Genomic DNA, 17454 nt, shown 5'->3' with positions numbered 1-17454 from the left:
TTGTTTAGCAGACCTTGGTATAATTTGAATTAATGTTCCTAAACAGAAGGGGATTTTATGGCAAAGAAGGCTACTCAAATTGAGGATGTTGATACTTTGCTCAAGCGCCTCGAAGAGATGCGTGAGACACAGGCAGAGTTTGCAACATTCACTCAGGAGCAGGTCGATAAGATTTTCTATGAAGCTGCTCTTGCGGCCGAGAAAAATCGTATCCCTCTTGCTCGCATGGCAGTTGAAGAAACTGGCATGGGTGTAATGGAAGACAAGGTTATCAAGAACCATTACGCAGCAGAGTACATTTACAACAAGTACAAGGACATGAAGACCTGTGGCGTTGTAGAGGATGATCCAGCTGCAGGTTATCGAGTTGTAGCCGAGCCAATGGGTATCGTAGCTGCAGTTATTCCAACTACTAACCCAACTTCTACCGCAATCTTTAAGACGCTTCTTGCCCTGAAGACAAGAAATGCCATTATTATTTCCCCACATCCACGCGCAAAAGAGTGCACCATTGCTGCTGCTCGTATTGTTCGCGATGCTGCCGAGAAGGCCGGCTGCCCCAAGGGTATTATCGATTGGGTACCAGCTCCTACCATTGATATGACTGCAGCAGTCATGAGCAACGCTGACATCATTTTGGCAACCGGTGGTCCAGGTATGGTTAACGCAGCTTACTCTTCTGGTAAGCCAGCTCTGGGCGTTGGTCCTGGTAACACCCCTGTTATCATCGACGATACTGCAGATATCAAGCTTGCAGTTAGCTCCATCATTCACTCCAAGACCTTCGATAACGGTATGATCTGCGCTTCCGAACAGTCTGTTACCGTTCTTGACAGCGTATATGACCAGGTTAAGAAGGAGTTCGCTGATCGTGGCTGCTACTTCCTCCAGGGTAAAGAGCTTGACGCTGTCCGTAAGACCGTCATTGTTAACGGCGCTGTTAATGCAGGCATTGTTGGTAAGTCTGCTCACTTCATCGCAAAGACTGCTGGCGTCGACGTCCCAGAGAAGACCAAGATTCTTATTGGTGAGGTAACCTCTGTTGAGCCTTCAGAAGAGATGGCTCACGAGAAACTCTCTCCAGTTCTTGGCATGTATCGTGCAAAGACTTTTGACGAGGCAATCGCTAAGGCAGAGCGTCTTGTTGCTGATGGTGGCTACGGTCACACCAGCTCTCTTTACGTCAACATTAACGAGAAAGAGAAGATTGCTAAGCATCAGGAGGCAATGAAAACCTGCCGTATCCTGATCAATACTCCTTCCTCTCAGGGTGGTATTGGAGACCTCTACAACTTCAAGATGGCTCCATCCCTAACCCTTGGCTGCGGTACCTGGGGCGGCAACTCCGTCTCCGGCAACGTTGGCCCACAGCACCTGCTTAACTACAAGTCTGTTGCAGAGAGGCAAGAGAATATGCTTTGGCTTCGTGTACCTGAGAAGGTCTACTTCAAGAGGGGCTGCATGCCTCTTGCTCTCCGTGAGCTTAAAGAGGTCTATAACAAGAAGCGCGTCTTCATTGTCACAGACCAGTTCCTTTACAAGAGTGGCTTCACCAAGACTATCGAGGAGACCCTGGATTCCCTGGGTATTGTTCACTCTTCATTCTGGGATGTTGCTCCAGACCCAACCCTTCAGTGCGCTCTTGAGGGTGTAGCTCGCATTCGCTCCTTCGAGCCAGACTGCATCATCGCAATCGGCGGCGGTTCTGCTATGGACGCAGGTAAGATTATGTGGTCCATGTACGAGAACCCAGAGGAGAAGTTTGAGGACATGGCAGCGGACTTCTTGGATATCCGCAAGCGTGTCTACAACTATCCTAAGATGGGCAACAAGGCATTCTTCGTTGCTATTCCAACTTCTTCTGGTACTGGTTCCGAGGTAACTCCATTTGCGATCATCACTGATGCTGACAACGGCGTTAAGTACCCACTTGCAGACTACGAGTTGCTGCCTAACATGGCAATTGTTGATACCGACAACATGATGAGTCAGCCTAAGGGCCTGACCTCCGCTTCTGGTATTGACGTCCTTACTCACTGCCTCGAGGCATTTGTCTCTATGATGGCATCTGACTACACAGATGGCATGGCTCTTCGCGGCATGAAACTTGTCTTTGAGTACTTGCCACGTGCTTATGACAATCCAAACGATGTTGAGGCACGCGATCACATGGCAAATGCTTCCTGCCTGGGTGGTCTTGCATTTGCTAATGCATTCCTCGGTATCAACCACTCTATGGCTCACAAACTGGGCGCTTTCCACCACATTCCACACGGTTGGGCAAACGCAGTTATCCTTACTCGCGTTATGCGCTACAACGCAGCTGAGCGTCCAACAAAGATGGGTACCTTCCCACAATACGATCACCCACACACCCTCGCACGGTATGCTGAGGCAGGTCGTTTCTGCGGTGTTACCGGCAAGGATGACCTCGAGGTCTTTGAGAACTTCGTCAAGAAGATTGAGGAGCTCAAGGCATACATCGGCGTCAAGGAGACCATCAAGGATTACGGTATAGATGAGAAATACTTCCTCGATACCCTTGACGAGATGTCTGAGCAGGCATTCGATGACCAGTGCACTGGCGCAAACCCACGCTACCCACTTGTCTCCGAGCTCCGCGAGCTCTATCTGGATGCTTACTACGGTCGTGAGCCAGGCTTCTACGAGGACTAATTCTCGCGTGCGTCACAGTCGCGGCCGCCGCGGCCGTTACGTAGCGCATCCATTGCGTCGCGTGTCTACTGCGTAGCGTTTGTCGCGCCCGCCACGGCGCGCGTAAAGCACAAAACAAGAGCCGGTTACCTAAACCCCAGGTAACCGGCTCTTTTTCTTGTCTTCTGAACTTTCTGCCTGATCGCCTGATGTGCAAATTCGATTGAAACTGTTGCTACAGATTCACAAAACACATCTATGTCACTTAATCTGTCAAAAAAGGCTATACATTGCTTCAATAATGCGTGTTTAGCGCAGAATATCGTCATTTGATGTGCTATTAGCATCGAATTTTGCAGATTATCCGACATTGCTGTGTTGTCGCATGGGGCAATTCAGGGATAGTTAAATTTTATATATTAGTTCATTCATAAATCTGTATATTGAATCAAGTTTATTCATCAAAATGAATTGCTCATGAGAATACTGACGTAACGCCCGCTTAATCCGGTATAGATTGCTATCTCCCAAGTCCTTTTTAATACTTAGGAACATATTTTGCATTGCGAGCTGGTTTCTGTAAATATCTGCATTCACAAAGTACTCCTTAATACTTACTGAATTCAGCTCATTTGTTCTTTGATTGTCTTTTCTTTGCTGATAGAAGCCATCATGATATGCACCGTTATATTCAATAGCCACTAAATTCAATCCAGACAAATTTGATTTGGACATCTTGCCATAAAGTAAATCTAACCTTCGTTCTTTAGGTTGAACCTCTTGGTTTATTTGGTCTTTTATTACATACGTTTTATTCAACGCAATCGGTATTTGATTGAAACCACCTTCACAATATGGCATGGCAGATCTAATTGCCATTTTGATCTCCATGGGAGAGGCCGCATCAGAGAAGAAATAGCGCATGTTTCTTCGCGTAGTTCTCAAACCTGGAGAATAAGGTTCAAGTGCACTCAAAAGAGACGTAAGCTCGTTCGAAGTTACCAACGGCATATCAAATTCACAGAGTTCACCGTTTGCAAGATGACCATAACTGGCCATCATTAGATTTGCAAGCACAATTTGATGAAGAGGACTCTTATTCCTGGGCATCATACAAACAGCTAAAGCAGGCGAGATACAATACACATTTTGTCCAAGCTCAATAAGCGAACCAACAGGTAAAAGACATTTGAATTGATGAGATACTCGCGCATCGCAAGACCTTGTCCTCAAATTATCTCTGAGTATTTCATGAGTGGTTTTAGCCAAAACTATGCCATATTCTTTCTTCAGAAATTGAAGCTTTTCTTCATATGTCTCATCTGAACATGCAGCGTACGTTGCGCGGAAATCCCTTGATGAGCGTTGTGATAACGCCTCATCGTTTCCGTGTATCTTAAGTTGTCCACAGATTTGAAGTGCAGTTTCATGCGAGAAAATAATATCTATTCGTTCCTCCTTAGATTGAGAAGCGAATATATCAGCACGCTTTGTCAGCAATCTGACAGCTATTTGTAAGTTCCCTGGCTTGGTTTTGCCATAATAAAAAGTCCTCTCATACCATCAGGTAAAAGAGGGACTTAGATGAAAATTAAACTAAAGAATCCATAAATCGTTGCGCCCAATCAACATAAAATTCATACGATTGGACGCACTGATGGGTTGTGCACAACAACAAAAACGCTCTTGGTAGGCCCACACGACGCCTAAACGTGTCGGTAGATTACAAACTTGAAAGCGACACCTTCTGGAGTCACGCCGCCATCTTCCTCGTTACAAACTTCCCACGCAGGATCTTCGTCCAGGTTGGGGAAGTACGTGTCCGCGTCAACTACGGTGTCGTGCTTCGTGATGTACGCGTAAGAGCACTTGTCGAGAAGAGCGCGGTAAATTGAAGCGCCTCCAATAAGCCAGACCTTCTCGGGAGCTTCATCCGCAACTAAACGAAGCGCTTCCTCTGCCGACGACACCACCTCAACGCCTTCGACCTGGTAATCGGCATTTCTAGAAATGACAATGTTACGGCGACCTTTAAGCGGTCCACCAGGGAAGCTCTCCAGCGTCTTTCTGCCCATGACAACCGTGCAACCGCGCGTGTGCTCAACAAAATACTTCATGTCAGCCTTGTTGGGGATGAGAAGATCTCCGTCGCATCCGATGCCCCAATCGCGTGTTACAGAAACAATTGCGTTCATGTGGTTCTCCTGGCAAGTATCGTCTTACATGAAATGATGATCTTAGCTTGAGCATCCGTCCGGGCGCCTGCAGCGCCAGCCGCGTCTGCAGCAACTGCGCCTAAACCGCAATCGGAATGTTCTTGATCTGCGGACCGTGCTGATAATCCTCGACAATGAGGTCGTCAGTAGTGAAGTCGTAGAAGTTGGTGATGTTAGGGTTCAGGCTCACCTTTGGCGCATCAAAGGTGGGGCGAGAAATCAATTCTTTAACAATGTCAACGTGGCGATCATAAATGTGAGCGTCGGCAATCATGTGAACCAGCTCACCAGCCTCCATGCCGCTGACCTGCGCAACCATCATGAGCAAGATAGCGTACTGGCAAACATTCCAGTTGTTAGCTGCAAGAATGTCCTGGCTACGCTGAACAAGCAGCAGGTTGAGCGTAGGTTTATCCTTACCTGGCTCCTGAGTAACGTTGTAAATTGCGTTGAATGCGCAAGGGTAGAGGTTCATCTCAGAAAGATCGGCAAAGGTATACAGGTTAGTCATAATACGACGGCTGAACGGATTCTCTTTGAGGTCCTTGAGTACACGATCCATCTGGTCATAATCGCCATCGGAGTAGTGAGAAACCTGTCCAACCTGATAACCGTAGGCTTTGCCAATGGAGCCAGACTCGTCAGCCCATGAATCCCAGATGTGTGAGTTAAGATCGTTAACGTTGTTGGACTTCTTCTGGTAAATCCACAGAATCTCGTCCATAGCGCTCTTGAGCGCAGTGCGACGAAGCGTCAGCGCTGGAAACTCCTCGCGCAAATCATAGCGATTACAGACGCCAAACTTCTTGATTGTGTATGCGGAGGTACCATCTTCCCAGGTAGGACGGACCTTCTCGCCCTCGGTGGTGGTGCCGTTTTCAATAATGTCGGAGCACATATCAATAAAAATGCGATCTGCTTTGCTCATATTCAATCCTTCAAAATATCGTACAAAATGGAATAAACACCTGCTAGTTGTACGTATAGCAAGTCTTTTCCAAGTACATTACCAGTTGCTGTCAGTATAAGCGCTGTAGGGGTCTCCAAAAAGCGGACTTGAGGAAGTCTGATTGCTCGAAACACAAGAACGTCCCAGTCCCGAGAGCAGCATAATAACTATAAAAAATAGCAAGCCTGCAGGGAAAGGAGAGCCGTCAGGCATCTGCGACGGATCGTTTGGGTCAAAGTCAGGGCCCTCGCCGCCAAATTCATGCCTGTTGTCCCTGGTATCTTGGTTGTCGTCTTTCTTTGCCATCAATCCTCAATCAAACGCTTACACTTTGATGATACCCGTCGTCGCCCAAGGATTTCATGGCGAGAAACCCCTCTTTTTGTCACTCCACATTCTCTGCAAAGTATTCTGCACACGACAGCTTGTCCGCGCCCGCAGCGCTCGCGCCCGCGGTTCACACGCCCGCAACTCCTACAGGTGCTGCGACGCAAAGATGTCGTTCCAGAACGTGCCAAGCTGCTTGATGAGCTCAATATCCGCGGGAAGCCACTGCACGTCAAGCAGCTCGTTTTGAGCAAGCCAACGAAGCTCCGAGTGAATCTCTGGATCCGCGACAGGCTTTTCAGACTCACCCAGCGTGCAGATATAACAATCCATATGCAGGTCAAAGGTGGGGTAGGAGTAAGCTACCGTGTCATAGAAAAACGCTCCCTGCACGCTACAGTGCAGCTCTTCCTGAATTTCTCGACGCAGCGCCTGCTCTGAGGTTTCTCCAGCCTCAACTTTTCCGCCAGGAAACTCCCAGAAGCCAGCATTATCCGCATCAGCTCTACAAGCGGCAAGAATTTTGTTGTCTTTATAGAAGATAGCTGCAGCTACATTGACTGTTTTGGCCTCGGCCATGTTATCCCTCCAGCCTGACTGTTGCAAAGACGGTGGAACTCTCGGCATCTTTGAGCACTACCGAGAAACCCGTCTCATCGGTGTATACCTGGGGAGTAATGGTGTCGCCCAAGCGTGCCTGACTTCTGTACTGAACCACAATGCGGCGCAGCTTGTGAGAATAGCCAAGGGCCACAAGTGTGTCGACAGCCATGAGCACGTACTGAGCATTATTAACGTGCTTGTTTGTATCCAGATGCTGCTGGGAAACAAGAATGGCTGGACCATCAACAGCATTTCCCTCAAGTGCAATTTTGCGAGGAGTTGGTGGCAAATCTACGCGAGGCTCGCCGGTAATGTAGACGCTCTCACTCTCTGGAACGCGAGCCGCCTTGCCTTCTTTAATGTCCATCAAATACCAGGTAGAATCCGCTTTTACGATAGTCGCGCCGCTAGCATCATTAATAACAAACGACCTTGATGCTTGAAGACCCTTCATCTGATATGACCAGGTACCTACGCAGATCTTCTCGCCAAATTGAGGAAGACGGTCAACTTGAATCTGCCACGTTGCCAGAACCCATGCGTATCCCTCGCTGGTCAGTTGCTTAAAGCCGCGGCCAATATCTTCTGAGTGGAACGTCGAGCAATCCTGCAGGTAGTTCATAACGCCTACCAGGGAAAGCTTTCCGGTCTCATCGCACTCGCTATATCTAACTCTACTTTCAATGGTGTACATATAAATCCAAACTCGAAATCAGCGTTTGCTGAGGTATTACAATATGCCGAGAAACCCGTCTAGTTGTCCCATGGGAACGAACCCGGCAAGCGGTCTCTGACTTTTTGCGTGGTATCGTCAAGTTTCTGCTTAGTTACCTGGACTTTTTGCGAAACCTGTTGAGCCTTTTGGGTAGCAATAAGAGTTGCATTCTGGGCCGCCGCATTTGCCTTTTGAGCTGCTGCGTTTGCTTTCTGCGATGCGTTTTGTGCCGCGGCGCTTACTTTCTGCGAAGCATTCTGTGCGGCTTCTTCAACCTTTATTGATGCGTCTTGAGCTGCGGCTTCAACTTTGTGATGGGTAGTAGGCCCATTCCAAAGAAGGCTAGCAACCGTATCCAGAAAATAGAGGGTGACTACAATAAACGCCACAACCGAGACAGTATGCTTGGAGAAAATCATCAAAATATTAAGCATCGTTGGGACGAGCACAAAGACTGATGTTACAGAAAACGCGCCAAACACTGCACTGGCCTGGGGACAAATTCGGCCATGCAAGTTGAACTTAAACATGGAGTAATCCCACCACTTCTTTTTAAAGCGACGTTCCAAAAAGAGGCCGGTCGAGTACTCAATAACTGTGGCTAAAACTGCACCTATGATAAAGACAATAATTGGATCAGAAATCTGGCCTAGTACCAGCCATTCCGCAATCGCTCCAATGCCATAAATAGGGCAGGTAGGACCAAAAAGAAAACCGCGCTTGGTAAATTCTCCCTCAACAACGGAGCAATAAATGGTCTCGTATACCCAACCACCAAAAGAAATCAGCGCAAAAATTATGACCATCTGAGGCAGATGCTGCACAAAGAGCTCAATATTCTTATCGAGTGCAAAGAGTGTACGCAGTGTCTCAGTCATGGTGCTCACGAGAGGTTTCCGTAATCCATGTAGTCGTTAAACTCATCTGACTCACTGTTTGTTGTGCCCTGAAAATCGCTTTCAGGTGTCGAGAAACCCGTTGGGCGGAAGCCATCTTTTTTGTATGGATTGCCTGTCAGCGTTTCTGCAGTTGAACAAGCTTTATCGCAGGTTGTTACAATCCAAGCCTCTTTGGTATGAGGTGGAATAGGAACAAGAGGAAACATGTGATGCAAGATGATGTCTTCCTCAACAGGGGTTAAATCAGGGAAATCCTCGCGGGCATTATCAAGTGCATGGCGAGGGTGCGTAAATCCGTGCCAGTTGTCTGGTGCGGCCTCGTGATCGTGCCAATCATAGAGGTAGTAGTCATGAAGAAGCGCGCCACGTACAAGGGCATGCTCGTCAACTTTGATGCCAGCATTCATGGCAAAGGCAAGGCTGCTATAAGCAACCGCAATAACGTGGTCGAGTGTGCTGGTAGTTCCATGTTGTGTAAAAGTTGCAAGCTGATAGAGTCTTCCAGACTTCAAAATAGGAGTTGAAAGCTCATCGAACCTCTCGCGAATTTTAGAAACGTCAACCAAAAAATATCCCATCAACTGCGTGTACGCTACAGAAGTCTCTGCGCGTACCCTAGTAATGTATCTATAAAAGATTAGTTAATCTGACGGCTACGTGCAATCTTTTTGGTTGAATGTTACGAAAACGAAAGAAAAGAAAACGCGTCCTCTGTCAGTACAGAAAATGCTGTTTAACTGCTCTTATACTTTCTTACTGTAAGGGCTCATGTGGTCCACTACAACGTTTACCACGCCAGGAAGACACCTAGCAGAATAGGCGTAGATGTCGTGGCAGGTGACCTCGCCATTTACTTCCAGTGGCATAGGAGCTGTTGATTCAACGGTAATTTCTTTTCCGCTAAAGCTATTGAGGTAGGGCCTACCAAGCGAGTCTCCCGTGCGATCAAAGAAACCAGAAAGTAGTGGGCGTACCAGCTTTGCAGTCATGTGAGTCTCAATGACAATAACCTCAAGCAGACCGTCATTCATACGATTACCAGGTGCTAATTCAATTCCTGCTTGCATCATGGAGCTGTTTGCAATAAGGCAGCCAATGCCCTGAAGCTCATGTACTTTGCCGTCAACGGTAATTTTGAAGTCGTGAACTGGCGGCATAAGGTTGGCTAGGGCCGCAGTAAAGTATGCGGCTTCTCCAAAGGTTTGTTTGTGGGGGATAGCTGAACGCATAATTTCTGCGTCAAGGCCTGTACCGGCCATTAAAGGAACTCCAGCTACATGGGTTTCTCCCGACACTGTGGTCCAGGTAATCTCACCCAGATCAAGCTGTGCGGTCTGAAGGTTTCTGCAGGCCAGCGCCAGTGCGTTAGGTTCAGGAGCGTTTCCAATATTTGCAGCTAGAAGATTAGCGGTTCCAGAAGGGAAGACAAGAATAGGTGTCTGGTATCCTCTAAGGCCGTAGAGCAGGCTAGATACGGTTCCATCTCCGCCCGAGAGCACCACTACGTCAAAATCTTCAGGCTGAACAGAACTCAGAACCTCATCTGTGCGCCAATGGCTTTCAACTAGCTTTACCAGGCATTCGTCGCCGCTTTTCAAAAGAGCACGCTCAAATTCAAAGATTGCGTCAGAGCTAAAACCTGAGCAAGGATTGTGAATGATGAGGGTTCTCATATATCCTCCGAAGATTTGCGACAAGCTGGTATATCATTTTGATACGTATGAGTGTATCGCTTTACGTTAGATACTTAATCGGCAATTGGATGGACGCATTGTATATAGCAACCTCAGAAGAACTTTCCGCATTTTGTGAGCGAGCAAAGACTTCGCATATCCTTGCAGTTGATACGGAGTTTCTTCGCGAGAAAACCTACTTTCCCAAGCTTTGCCTGGTGCAGGTTTCCACAGGTTCAGAGATTGCTGCGATTGATCCCTTGCTTATTGATGACCTAACTCCGCTTAAAGAGCTCTTGGAAAATCCGCAGATTGTCAAAATTTTCCACGCGTGCTCACAAGACCTTGAAGTTTTACTAGAAAAAATGGATTGCGCATGCGCTCCTGTATTTGATACGCAGGTAGCAGCTGCATTTTTGGGCATGCGTCAGCAGGTGAGCTACGCCGGTCTGGTAGAAAATTTTGCTAACGTCAAGCTTGCTAAGGCTGAGTCTTTAACAGACTGGTCAAAGCGACCTCTTGATAAAGAGCAGCTGGTATATGCCGAGGATGACGTGAGATATCTTCCCGCAATCTACGATCAAATGGTCGAGAAGCTCATCAAGCTTGATCGTTTGAGCTGGGTAAAGCCAGAGATGGACCAACATACTAATATTGAGCAGTATCGCCGAGACCCCTATCAGGCATATCTCCGTTTGAAACGTTCTGGCTCGCTTACGCGCAGACAACTTGCTATTGCTCGAGAGGTGTGCGCCTGGCGAGAAGAAACTGCTGCTAAAAGAGATGTTCCACGTAAGTGGGTGCTTTCTGACGAACTCATTATTGAGATTTGTCGCCGTGTTCCTACAACACCAGATAGACTGCGCAAAATTCGCGGCACTGAGCAAATCTCTCAAGGTGGGGTAGTGCATCTACTGGATGCAATTAAGCGTGGACAAAAGACACCCGCAGATCAGTGTCCAAAAATCGAGCATCACGCTCATCCTTCATCTGGCTCTGAAGGTGTTGTTGAGCTTATGTATGCTCTTATCAGGATTGTTTCAGAAAAAGAGGGAATTGCATCTCCGTTAATTGCCAATAAAGATGATCTTACTGATTTGCTTTTGGATAGGTCTGACGCAAGACTTAAAACCGGATGGCGCTATCAATTAGTAGGTAAGCAGCTTGTTGGCCTGCTCAATGGCGAGGTAGGTCTAACAGTTAAAAACGGTCGAGTAGAGCTACTGTAAAAGCTGCTCCTAAACTTAAGAACAAGTAGCTACCGATTACTCTTGCAAACCTGACTTTTTGTCCGGTGAGTTGGGTATACTCATCTCTATACATAGATAGGAGAAAAATATGTATTACTCAGGTGCGTTTATCCCATACGTTGTTCTAGTAGTTGCCTCGTTGGTGCTCGGATTGGGTACTCAGTGGTACATCAAACATGAATTTAAAAAGTATTCTCTAGTTCCTTCAGGGTTTAATGCTACCGGCGCTTCTGTTGCTCGTACCATGATGGACACTAACGGAGCGGGCAATGTTGGCATCAAGAGAATTTCTGGTGAGCTCACCGATAACTTTGATCCACGTGACAATTGCCTGCACCTCTCTGATGCAAACTTCTCTGAGGGTAGCGTAGCTTCAGTTGCTGTTTCTTGTCATGAAGCGGGTCATGCTGTTCAGACCGCTAAGATGTACATGCCATCTCGCGTTCGTTCCGCTCTCGTTCCTGTTGTTAATTTAGCATCCGCAGCATGGATCTATGTCTTTATTGCTGGTGTCTTGCTAAATGTTTCAGGCATGACCGTGCTAGCAATTTGGCTGTATGCATTTACCTTCTTATTCCATATAGTTACGCTTCCTGTAGAGATCGATGCTTCAAGGCGTGGATTAGCCTTTTTGAAGGCAAACGCTCCTGCAGGCTTTGACTACAATGGCGCTAAAAAGGTACTGATTGCCGCTGCTCTTACTTACGTAGCCGCTGCAATGGTTTCTGCACTCCAGCTTCTATATCTGCTTGGTTCTTCCAGAAGCAGGAACTAGTAATGGATCAGATTCAAGAGAAAGAAGATTCTGTTCTTTCGGTATCTGATGCGGTGCTCTTTGCAAAAAATGAAGTTGCCTCAATGCCATCTATGACGGTGGTTGGAGAGGTCTCTGGATTTAGGGGTCCAAACTATAAGTCTGGGCATTGTTACTTTGACGTAAAAGACCCTGTTAGTTCTATGGCAGTTATTGTCTGGTCAAAGATTTATGCTGCTAGTGGCATTACGTTGCAAGACGGAATGAAAATCCAGATGACAGGAAAGTTTGATATTTACGCTTCAAGCGGCAAACTTTCTTTTCATGCGCGTACTATACAGATCGCCGGAGAAGGAGACCTTCGCCAAAAGGTGGCACAGCTTGCTAAAAAGCTAGAAAAAGAAGGTCTTACAGATATTTCCAGAAAGCGCTACATTCCAGAGTTTTGTACACGCATTGGTGTAGTTACCTCACTTTCTGGCAGCGTCATTGATGATGTTAAGCGTACGCTTGCGCGCAGAAACCCTCTTGTAGAGCTTGAGGTATCTGGTTGTGCTGTTCAGGGTACTCATGCACCTGCAACTATTATGAGAGCTCTCCAGGTTGCTGCAACTACACGGCCAGATGCAATCTTGCTGGTGCGTGGTGGTGGCTCATTCGAAGATCTTATGTGCTTCAATGATGAGGGAGTGGCTCGTGCTATTGCGGCATGTCCAGTTCCTGTTATCACGGGCATTGGTCATGAACCCGATACCACCATTGCAGATATGGTTTCTGATAGAAGGACCTCAACGCCTACTGCTGCTGCAGAGTCTGTGGCTCCCGCTATTAGTGAGTTACAAACTACGTTTAACAACAGAATTTCTCGCCTTGGAAATGCTACAAGAAAGATTTTGCAGTTCTATAAAACGGGACTTACAACTGTTGAGCAACGCTCTAACTTGGCAATGAAAAATGCTCTAGCAAGTAAACAGTACCAGCTAGAGAAGCTATCAGATCGTCCTTGTTTGAAAGACCCTGCTTATATTATTTCAACAAGAACAGAAGACCTTAATCAGACTGAGCAAAGGCTTATGGACGCTCTGCCAGCGCTTCTTGTAAGAAAGAAAGAGACGCTTTCTGTTGAGTCACAAAGGCTAACCAGAGCTAGCGCTGCCATGCTCCATCCGCATGAGGCTTTGCTGTCTTCGCTTGCAGGAAAATTAGACGCACTTTCTCCTCTAAAGGTTCTTACAAGGGGATATGCGTATGTTCAAGATGAAAAGGGGTCTGTCATTAAAACGGCCAAAGACGCCTCGGTTGGAGACTCTTTGCTGGTCAAAATGACGGATGGAACAATTAAGGCAACTGTTTCTGACATTGAACTTTCATAGATAAGGGGAACAACATGGATACTAAGAAGACTGAAGAGCTTACTTTTAAAGACGCCTCCATCGAGCTTGAGCAGATTGTCCGTAAGCTTGAGGGCACAGACTTGGAGCTCGAGGAGTCTTTGGCTCTGTATGCTCGTGGCGTTGAGTTGGTAAAGGATCTTCGTGGAAGGCTTGATACTGCAGAGCAGAAGGTTAAGGTCCTACTTGATGAGTCCCAGGCAGGAGCTGCAATTACTGATACAACCGCAGCACCTTCTACTGCATATTTAGACGAGTAAAGGAGAGGTTATGTCTGATTGCATTTTTTGTAAGCTTGCTAACAAAGAAATCCCTACAGAGTTTCTCTATGAGGATGAAAACGTTGTAGCTTTTAATGACCTAAATCCTCTTACGCCTGTGCATGTTCTTGTTGTACCAAAGAACCACTACGACAACATTATTGATGGCATTCCTGCTGCAACCCTTGAGAGTGTTACTAAGGCTATAGCTGCTGTAACAGAAAAGACTGGGATTAAAGAGACTGGATTCCGTGTTATTACCAACACCGGAGAACACGGCGGACAGTCAATCAACCACGTCCACTTCCACGTTTTAGGTGGCAAGCAGTTGGATGATTCAATGGGCTGTAAATAAAAATATTCAAGTTTTTTGCTTGTCTATTTAACTCCAGGGTATCTTGGGGTTTATGATGTCATGCGGTTATGTTTATTTGAAGTAGGAGAGAAAGACTTAATAGTCTGCACTGCTTCACGGAAAGAGGAGTCACATGAACGTACTGGTTATCAACGCAGGTAGCTCATCTCTTAAGTATCAGCTTCTTGACGTTGACACCCGCGAGGTTTACGCAAAAGGAAACTGCGAGCGTATCGGTATCGAAGGTTCTTTTGTTGGTCACGAGGAGCTTGGTGGAGAGAAGCAGAAGCTTGAGGTTGCTCTTCCTGATCACAAGACTGCTATTAAGCATGTCTTTGACATCCTTAAGACTATTGATAAGCCAATCGATGGCATTGGTCACCGTGTTGTTCAGGGTGGTTGGTACTTCCCAGAGTCTGCTGTTGTAGACGATAAGGTCTTGGCTCAGGTTCGTGAGGTTGCTCCACTTGCTCCTCTTCATAACTATGCTGAGGCTGATGTTATTGAGATTTGCCGTGAGCTCTTCCCAGAGGTTGGCAATGTAATCGTTTGCGATACTTCTTTCCACTTCAATATGCCAGAGAAGGCACATCGCTATGCTCTTCCTCGCGATGTTGTTGATAAGTACCACGTCCGCAAATACGGCGCTCACGGTACTTCTCACCGCTACATTTGGCGTGCAACCAATGAGTTTACCAACGGTCAGACTCACAAGCTGGTTAGCTGCCACCTTGGTTCTGGTGCTTCTCTTTCCGCTATTGAGGATGGTCGCGATCTTGAGACCACCATGGGCCTTACTCCACTTGATGGCCTTATCATGGGCACTCGTTGCGGCACTATTGACCCAGCTACTGTCTTCTATCTCTCTCGCGTTGGTGGTTACTCCATCGATGAGATTGACACTATGATGAACAAGCAGTCTGGCCTTCTCGCTCTGTCTGGTCATTCCGATTCTCGTGATATTGAGGATGGCGCTCACGCTGGCGATAAGGACTGCCTGCTTGCACTTGATATGTTCTATTATCGTACGTCTCAGCTCATCATGGAGATGGCTCAGGCTATGCACGGTTTTGATACCATGGCATTCTCTGCTGGTATTGGTGAGAACTCCGACGAGATGCGTCTTGGGGTTGTCAAAGAGCTTGAGTGGATGGGTGTCAAGATTGATGAGGAGAAGAACAAGGTTCGCTCCGGTGAAATCCGTGACATCTCTGCTCCAGATTCAAAGGTACGCGTCCTGGTTGTACCTACCAACGAGGAGTACATGATCGCTCTTGACGTTCAGGAGCTTCTGGGTAAGTAAGTTTTGCTTACAATCCAAACAATTTATTAACTCCCGCACTCTGTGCGGGAGTTTTTTTATGGAGATATAGATAGTTCTTTGACATCAGTACTTTAGAACTTTATATTTTTAAGTAATAAGTTAGAGTTTCAAAGAAATTTTATTGTTTTGTACAGCTATTTGTGTGCAGATAAATAAATCTTTGAACTAGCTGTGAGGAGCATCATGCAGTCTAAGGGTTTAGTTAGCAGGTCTTTGAGCTTTGCAGTTATGTTTGTGCTCACTGTATTTGCTGCGCTCACTGTATTCAACACAAAGGCACAAGCTGTTGAGTACACACCAACTATTTCAAATGCTAGCTATACAACATTAGTTGGTAGTAACGTGCGTGTAAATTTTGATTATGCGCTCAACAATGGTGCCCCTGCACAACCAGGTGATACCTTTACTATTATGCTTCCTCCAGAGCTAGAGAATAATACTCCAGCTCCTTTTGAGGTTATGGGTATAGATGCAAATGGAAATAGTATTTCTGTTGGTACTGCAACTCCTACCAGTAACCCTAATACCATGACTGTTACCTTCAATAACAATATTGCGGGTCTTCTTAACGTTCATGGCCAGATGTCTTTCTCGCTCAATTGGTCAAGCGCAATTGCACAGAGAGGCAATGGCAGCACTACGCTCAATATTGGTAACACCAGCCTTAACATGACGTATGGCGGTTCTATTGCTGCAATGGATACTGCAATTACTAAGTACAACAGAACTGGTGCAACTGCAGAGACAACTTATACGCTTCCTTCTGGTGCAACTATTACAACTGGAAATGATTATTACGTTACCAGCTGGGTTGTTAACCTAACTCCATCTGATATCACCCAGGTTGGTCTGCTTAATGCCACCGTTAAGGATCAGATTGTCAATCCTTATACTGTTGATGCATCAAAGCTTACTGGTACTGGCGTTAATCCTTCAGATGAGCTTGCTGGTCCATATCTTAAGCACTCTTTTGTTCTCCACCTTGTTAACGGTGCTGTTCAGACTCTCTCTGCAGATCAGATCCTTCCTGCAATTACCTTTACCCCTAATGGTTACACTCTTGACTTTGCTCGACTCAATGATCAGGTTAATTTTGCTGGTTTCCAACCACTTATCCAGGATTGCTGGCTTGAGTACAAGACCATTGTTCCAGCCAACGTTACCCAGGTAGACAATAGAGCAACTCTTGATTTTGATGGCAACACTGATAACTTCACTCGTGAAGGTTGGTGGATTAATCCTCGCGGTGCCGGTACTGCAACTGGCGAGCAGCAGGTAAGCGTTTCTGTATCCAAGGTTTGGGAAGATCAAAATAACGCTGACGGTACTCGTCCTACTTCAGTTACCGTACACCTTTATGCAGACGGCGTAGATACTGGTAAGAGTGAGGTTCTCTCTGACGCAAATGGCTGGACTGCAACATTTAGCAACCTCGATAAGAATCAGGCTGGCACTACAACAGCTATTACGTACACCGTTGTTGAGGACGAGGTTGAGGGATATACCGCTGAGGTAACAGGTGATGTTACCAGTGGCTTTACTATTACTAATACTCACATTCCTCCAACTCCAACCACTCCACCTTCAGAGACTCCTAAGAAGCCAAAGCAGCCAAAGAAGAAGGAGCCTAAGCTTCCTTCAACTGGTGATGCTTCCTTTGCTGCAGTATCTGTAGCAGCTGCATCTTCTGTTCTTATTGCAGCTGGTGTTCTTGGCAAGAGGCGCGCTCAGTAACGCACACTACAACAACGTAAGTTAAACGTAAAAGAGCCTGTGAGATTAATTCTGAACTGCCTCCCATTTCTTGGACATAAGAAATGGGAGGCAGTTCATATGCAGGTGATTATGATTCTGCAGCGTGTTAGCGTCGGCTTTTAGGCCTGATGCACAAAATAGCGCAGCTTTGGTAGGTTCTGCTGAAGAATTGACATGTTCTTAATCAAGATAGCTAGGCAGCTAAGCGGTCGCACTACCTGATATGCATCTCTATGCATAAACTTCATCTAATATGCTTGAACATGAATAGAGAAATATAAGAAATTTAACTATAGATGAATTCTGTATCTACGGAACACACCTAAGT

17 protein-coding genes are annotated in these 17454 nt (G+C 46.5%); 8 read left to right on the top strand and 9 right to left on the bottom strand.

Annotated elements, in window-relative coordinates; translation table 11 throughout:
* The first annotated feature begins 57 nt into the window (after positions 1 to 57).
* Positions 58 to 2676: a bifunctional acetaldehyde-CoA/alcohol dehydrogenase gene (gene adhE, locus HMPREF1647_RS02085; RefSeq protein ID WP_035431656.1), complete on the top strand. Its 2619-nt coding sequence runs from the start codon at positions 58 to 60 to the stop codon at positions 2674 to 2676.
* Between the two features lie 384 nt (positions 2677 to 3060).
* Here the strand turns inward: adhE and HMPREF1647_RS02080 are convergent, their stop codons facing one another.
* The 9 genes from HMPREF1647_RS02080 to HMPREF1647_RS02040 form a co-directional block, all read right to left on the bottom strand.
* Complete coding sequence (locus HMPREF1647_RS02080; RefSeq protein ID WP_035431654.1) at positions 3061 to 4155, bottom strand: hypothetical protein; 1095 nt, start codon at positions 4153 to 4155, stop codon at positions 3061 to 3063.
* A gap of 206 nt (positions 4156 to 4361) precedes the next feature.
* The gene (locus tag HMPREF1647_RS02075; protein ID WP_035431653.1) at positions 4362 to 4850 is read right to left on the bottom strand and encodes a dihydrofolate reductase; all 489 of its coding nucleotides are present in this window, start codon (positions 4848 to 4850) and stop codon (positions 4362 to 4364) included.
* Positions 4851 to 4950: 100 nt separating this feature from the next.
* Positions 4951 to 5799 (bottom strand): thymidylate synthase, encoded by an 849-nt coding sequence (gene thyA, locus HMPREF1647_RS02070; protein ID WP_035431651.1) that lies wholly within the window; start codon positions 5797 to 5799, stop codon positions 4951 to 4953.
* Positions 5800 to 5877: 78 nt separating this feature from the next.
* Positions 5878 to 6126 (bottom strand): hypothetical protein, encoded by a 249-nt coding sequence (locus tag HMPREF1647_RS02065; protein WP_035431649.1) that lies wholly within the window; start codon positions 6124 to 6126, stop codon positions 5878 to 5880.
* A 168-nt stretch (positions 6127 to 6294) separates the two neighbouring features.
* Positions 6295 to 6726 carry a (deoxy)nucleoside triphosphate pyrophosphohydrolase gene (locus HMPREF1647_RS02060; protein ID WP_035431647.1) on the bottom strand — a complete coding sequence of 144 codons (432 nt, stop codon included), beginning with the start codon at positions 6724 to 6726 and terminating at the stop codon, positions 6295 to 6297.
* A 1-nt stretch (position 6727) separates the two neighbouring features.
* A complete protein-coding gene (locus HMPREF1647_RS02055) occupies positions 6728 to 7444 on the bottom strand; it encodes an acyl-[acyl-carrier-protein] thioesterase (RefSeq protein ID WP_035431645.1) in 717 nt (238 codons plus the stop codon).
* 59 nt (positions 7445 to 7503) lie between these two features.
* Positions 7504 to 8343 (bottom strand): putative ABC transporter permease, encoded by an 840-nt coding sequence (locus HMPREF1647_RS06790; protein WP_262363789.1) that lies wholly within the window; start codon positions 8341 to 8343, stop codon positions 7504 to 7506.
* A gap of 5 nt (positions 8344 to 8348) precedes the next feature.
* Positions 8349 to 8942, bottom strand: coding sequence for an HD domain-containing protein (locus tag HMPREF1647_RS02045; RefSeq protein WP_035431643.1), 594 nt, complete (start codon positions 8940 to 8942; stop codon positions 8349 to 8351).
* Between the two features lie 165 nt (positions 8943 to 9107).
* Positions 9108 to 10037, bottom strand: coding sequence for a diacylglycerol/lipid kinase family protein (locus HMPREF1647_RS02040; protein ID WP_035431641.1), 930 nt, complete (start codon positions 10035 to 10037; stop codon positions 9108 to 9110).
* Positions 10038 to 10126: 89 nt separating this feature from the next.
* Between HMPREF1647_RS02040 and rnd the strand changes: the two genes are divergently transcribed.
* The 7 genes from rnd to HMPREF1647_RS02005 all read left to right on the top strand — a co-directional run bounded on the left by rnd (position 10127) and on the right by HMPREF1647_RS02005 (position 17105).
* Positions 10127 to 11266, top strand: a complete 1140-nt coding sequence (rnd, locus tag HMPREF1647_RS02035) for a ribonuclease D (protein WP_187468905.1) — start codon at positions 10127 to 10129, stop codon at positions 11264 to 11266.
* 109 nt (positions 11267 to 11375) lie between these two features.
* Positions 11376 to 12062 carry a zinc metallopeptidase gene (locus tag HMPREF1647_RS02030; protein ID WP_035431639.1) on the top strand — a complete coding sequence of 229 codons (687 nt, stop codon included), beginning with the start codon at positions 11376 to 11378 and terminating at the stop codon, positions 12060 to 12062.
* A 2-nt stretch (positions 12063 to 12064) separates the two neighbouring features.
* On the top strand, positions 12065 to 13414 hold the full coding sequence (xseA, locus tag HMPREF1647_RS02025) for an exodeoxyribonuclease VII large subunit (protein WP_035431637.1): 1350 nt from the start codon (positions 12065 to 12067) through the stop codon (positions 13412 to 13414).
* 14 nt (positions 13415 to 13428) lie between these two features.
* Positions 13429 to 13692 carry an exodeoxyribonuclease VII small subunit gene (xseB, locus tag HMPREF1647_RS02020; protein WP_035428758.1) on the top strand — a complete coding sequence of 88 codons (264 nt, stop codon included), beginning with the start codon at positions 13429 to 13431 and terminating at the stop codon, positions 13690 to 13692.
* A gap of 10 nt (positions 13693 to 13702) precedes the next feature.
* On the top strand, positions 13703 to 14047 hold the full coding sequence (locus tag HMPREF1647_RS02015; RefSeq protein WP_035431635.1) for an HIT domain-containing protein: 345 nt from the start codon (positions 13703 to 13705) through the stop codon (positions 14045 to 14047).
* Between the two features lie 133 nt (positions 14048 to 14180).
* Positions 14181 to 15350 (top strand): acetate/propionate family kinase, encoded by a 1170-nt coding sequence (locus HMPREF1647_RS02010; RefSeq protein WP_035431633.1) that lies wholly within the window; start codon positions 14181 to 14183, stop codon positions 15348 to 15350.
* A gap of 204 nt (positions 15351 to 15554) precedes the next feature.
* Positions 15555 to 17105 carry a Cna B-type domain-containing protein gene (locus HMPREF1647_RS02005; RefSeq protein ID WP_035431631.1) on the top strand — a complete coding sequence of 517 codons (1551 nt, stop codon included), beginning with the start codon at positions 15555 to 15557 and terminating at the stop codon, positions 17103 to 17105.
* Positions 17106 to 17454 lie beyond the last annotated feature (349 nt).

The organism is Lancefieldella parvula DNF00906 (genome assembly GCF_000758945.1).
Classification (GTDB): Bacteria; Actinomycetota; Coriobacteriia; order Coriobacteriales; family Atopobiaceae; genus Lancefieldella; species Lancefieldella parvula_C.
Note: the sequence above shows the minus strand (reverse complement) of the source record. Positions and strands in the feature narration are given on the sequence as shown.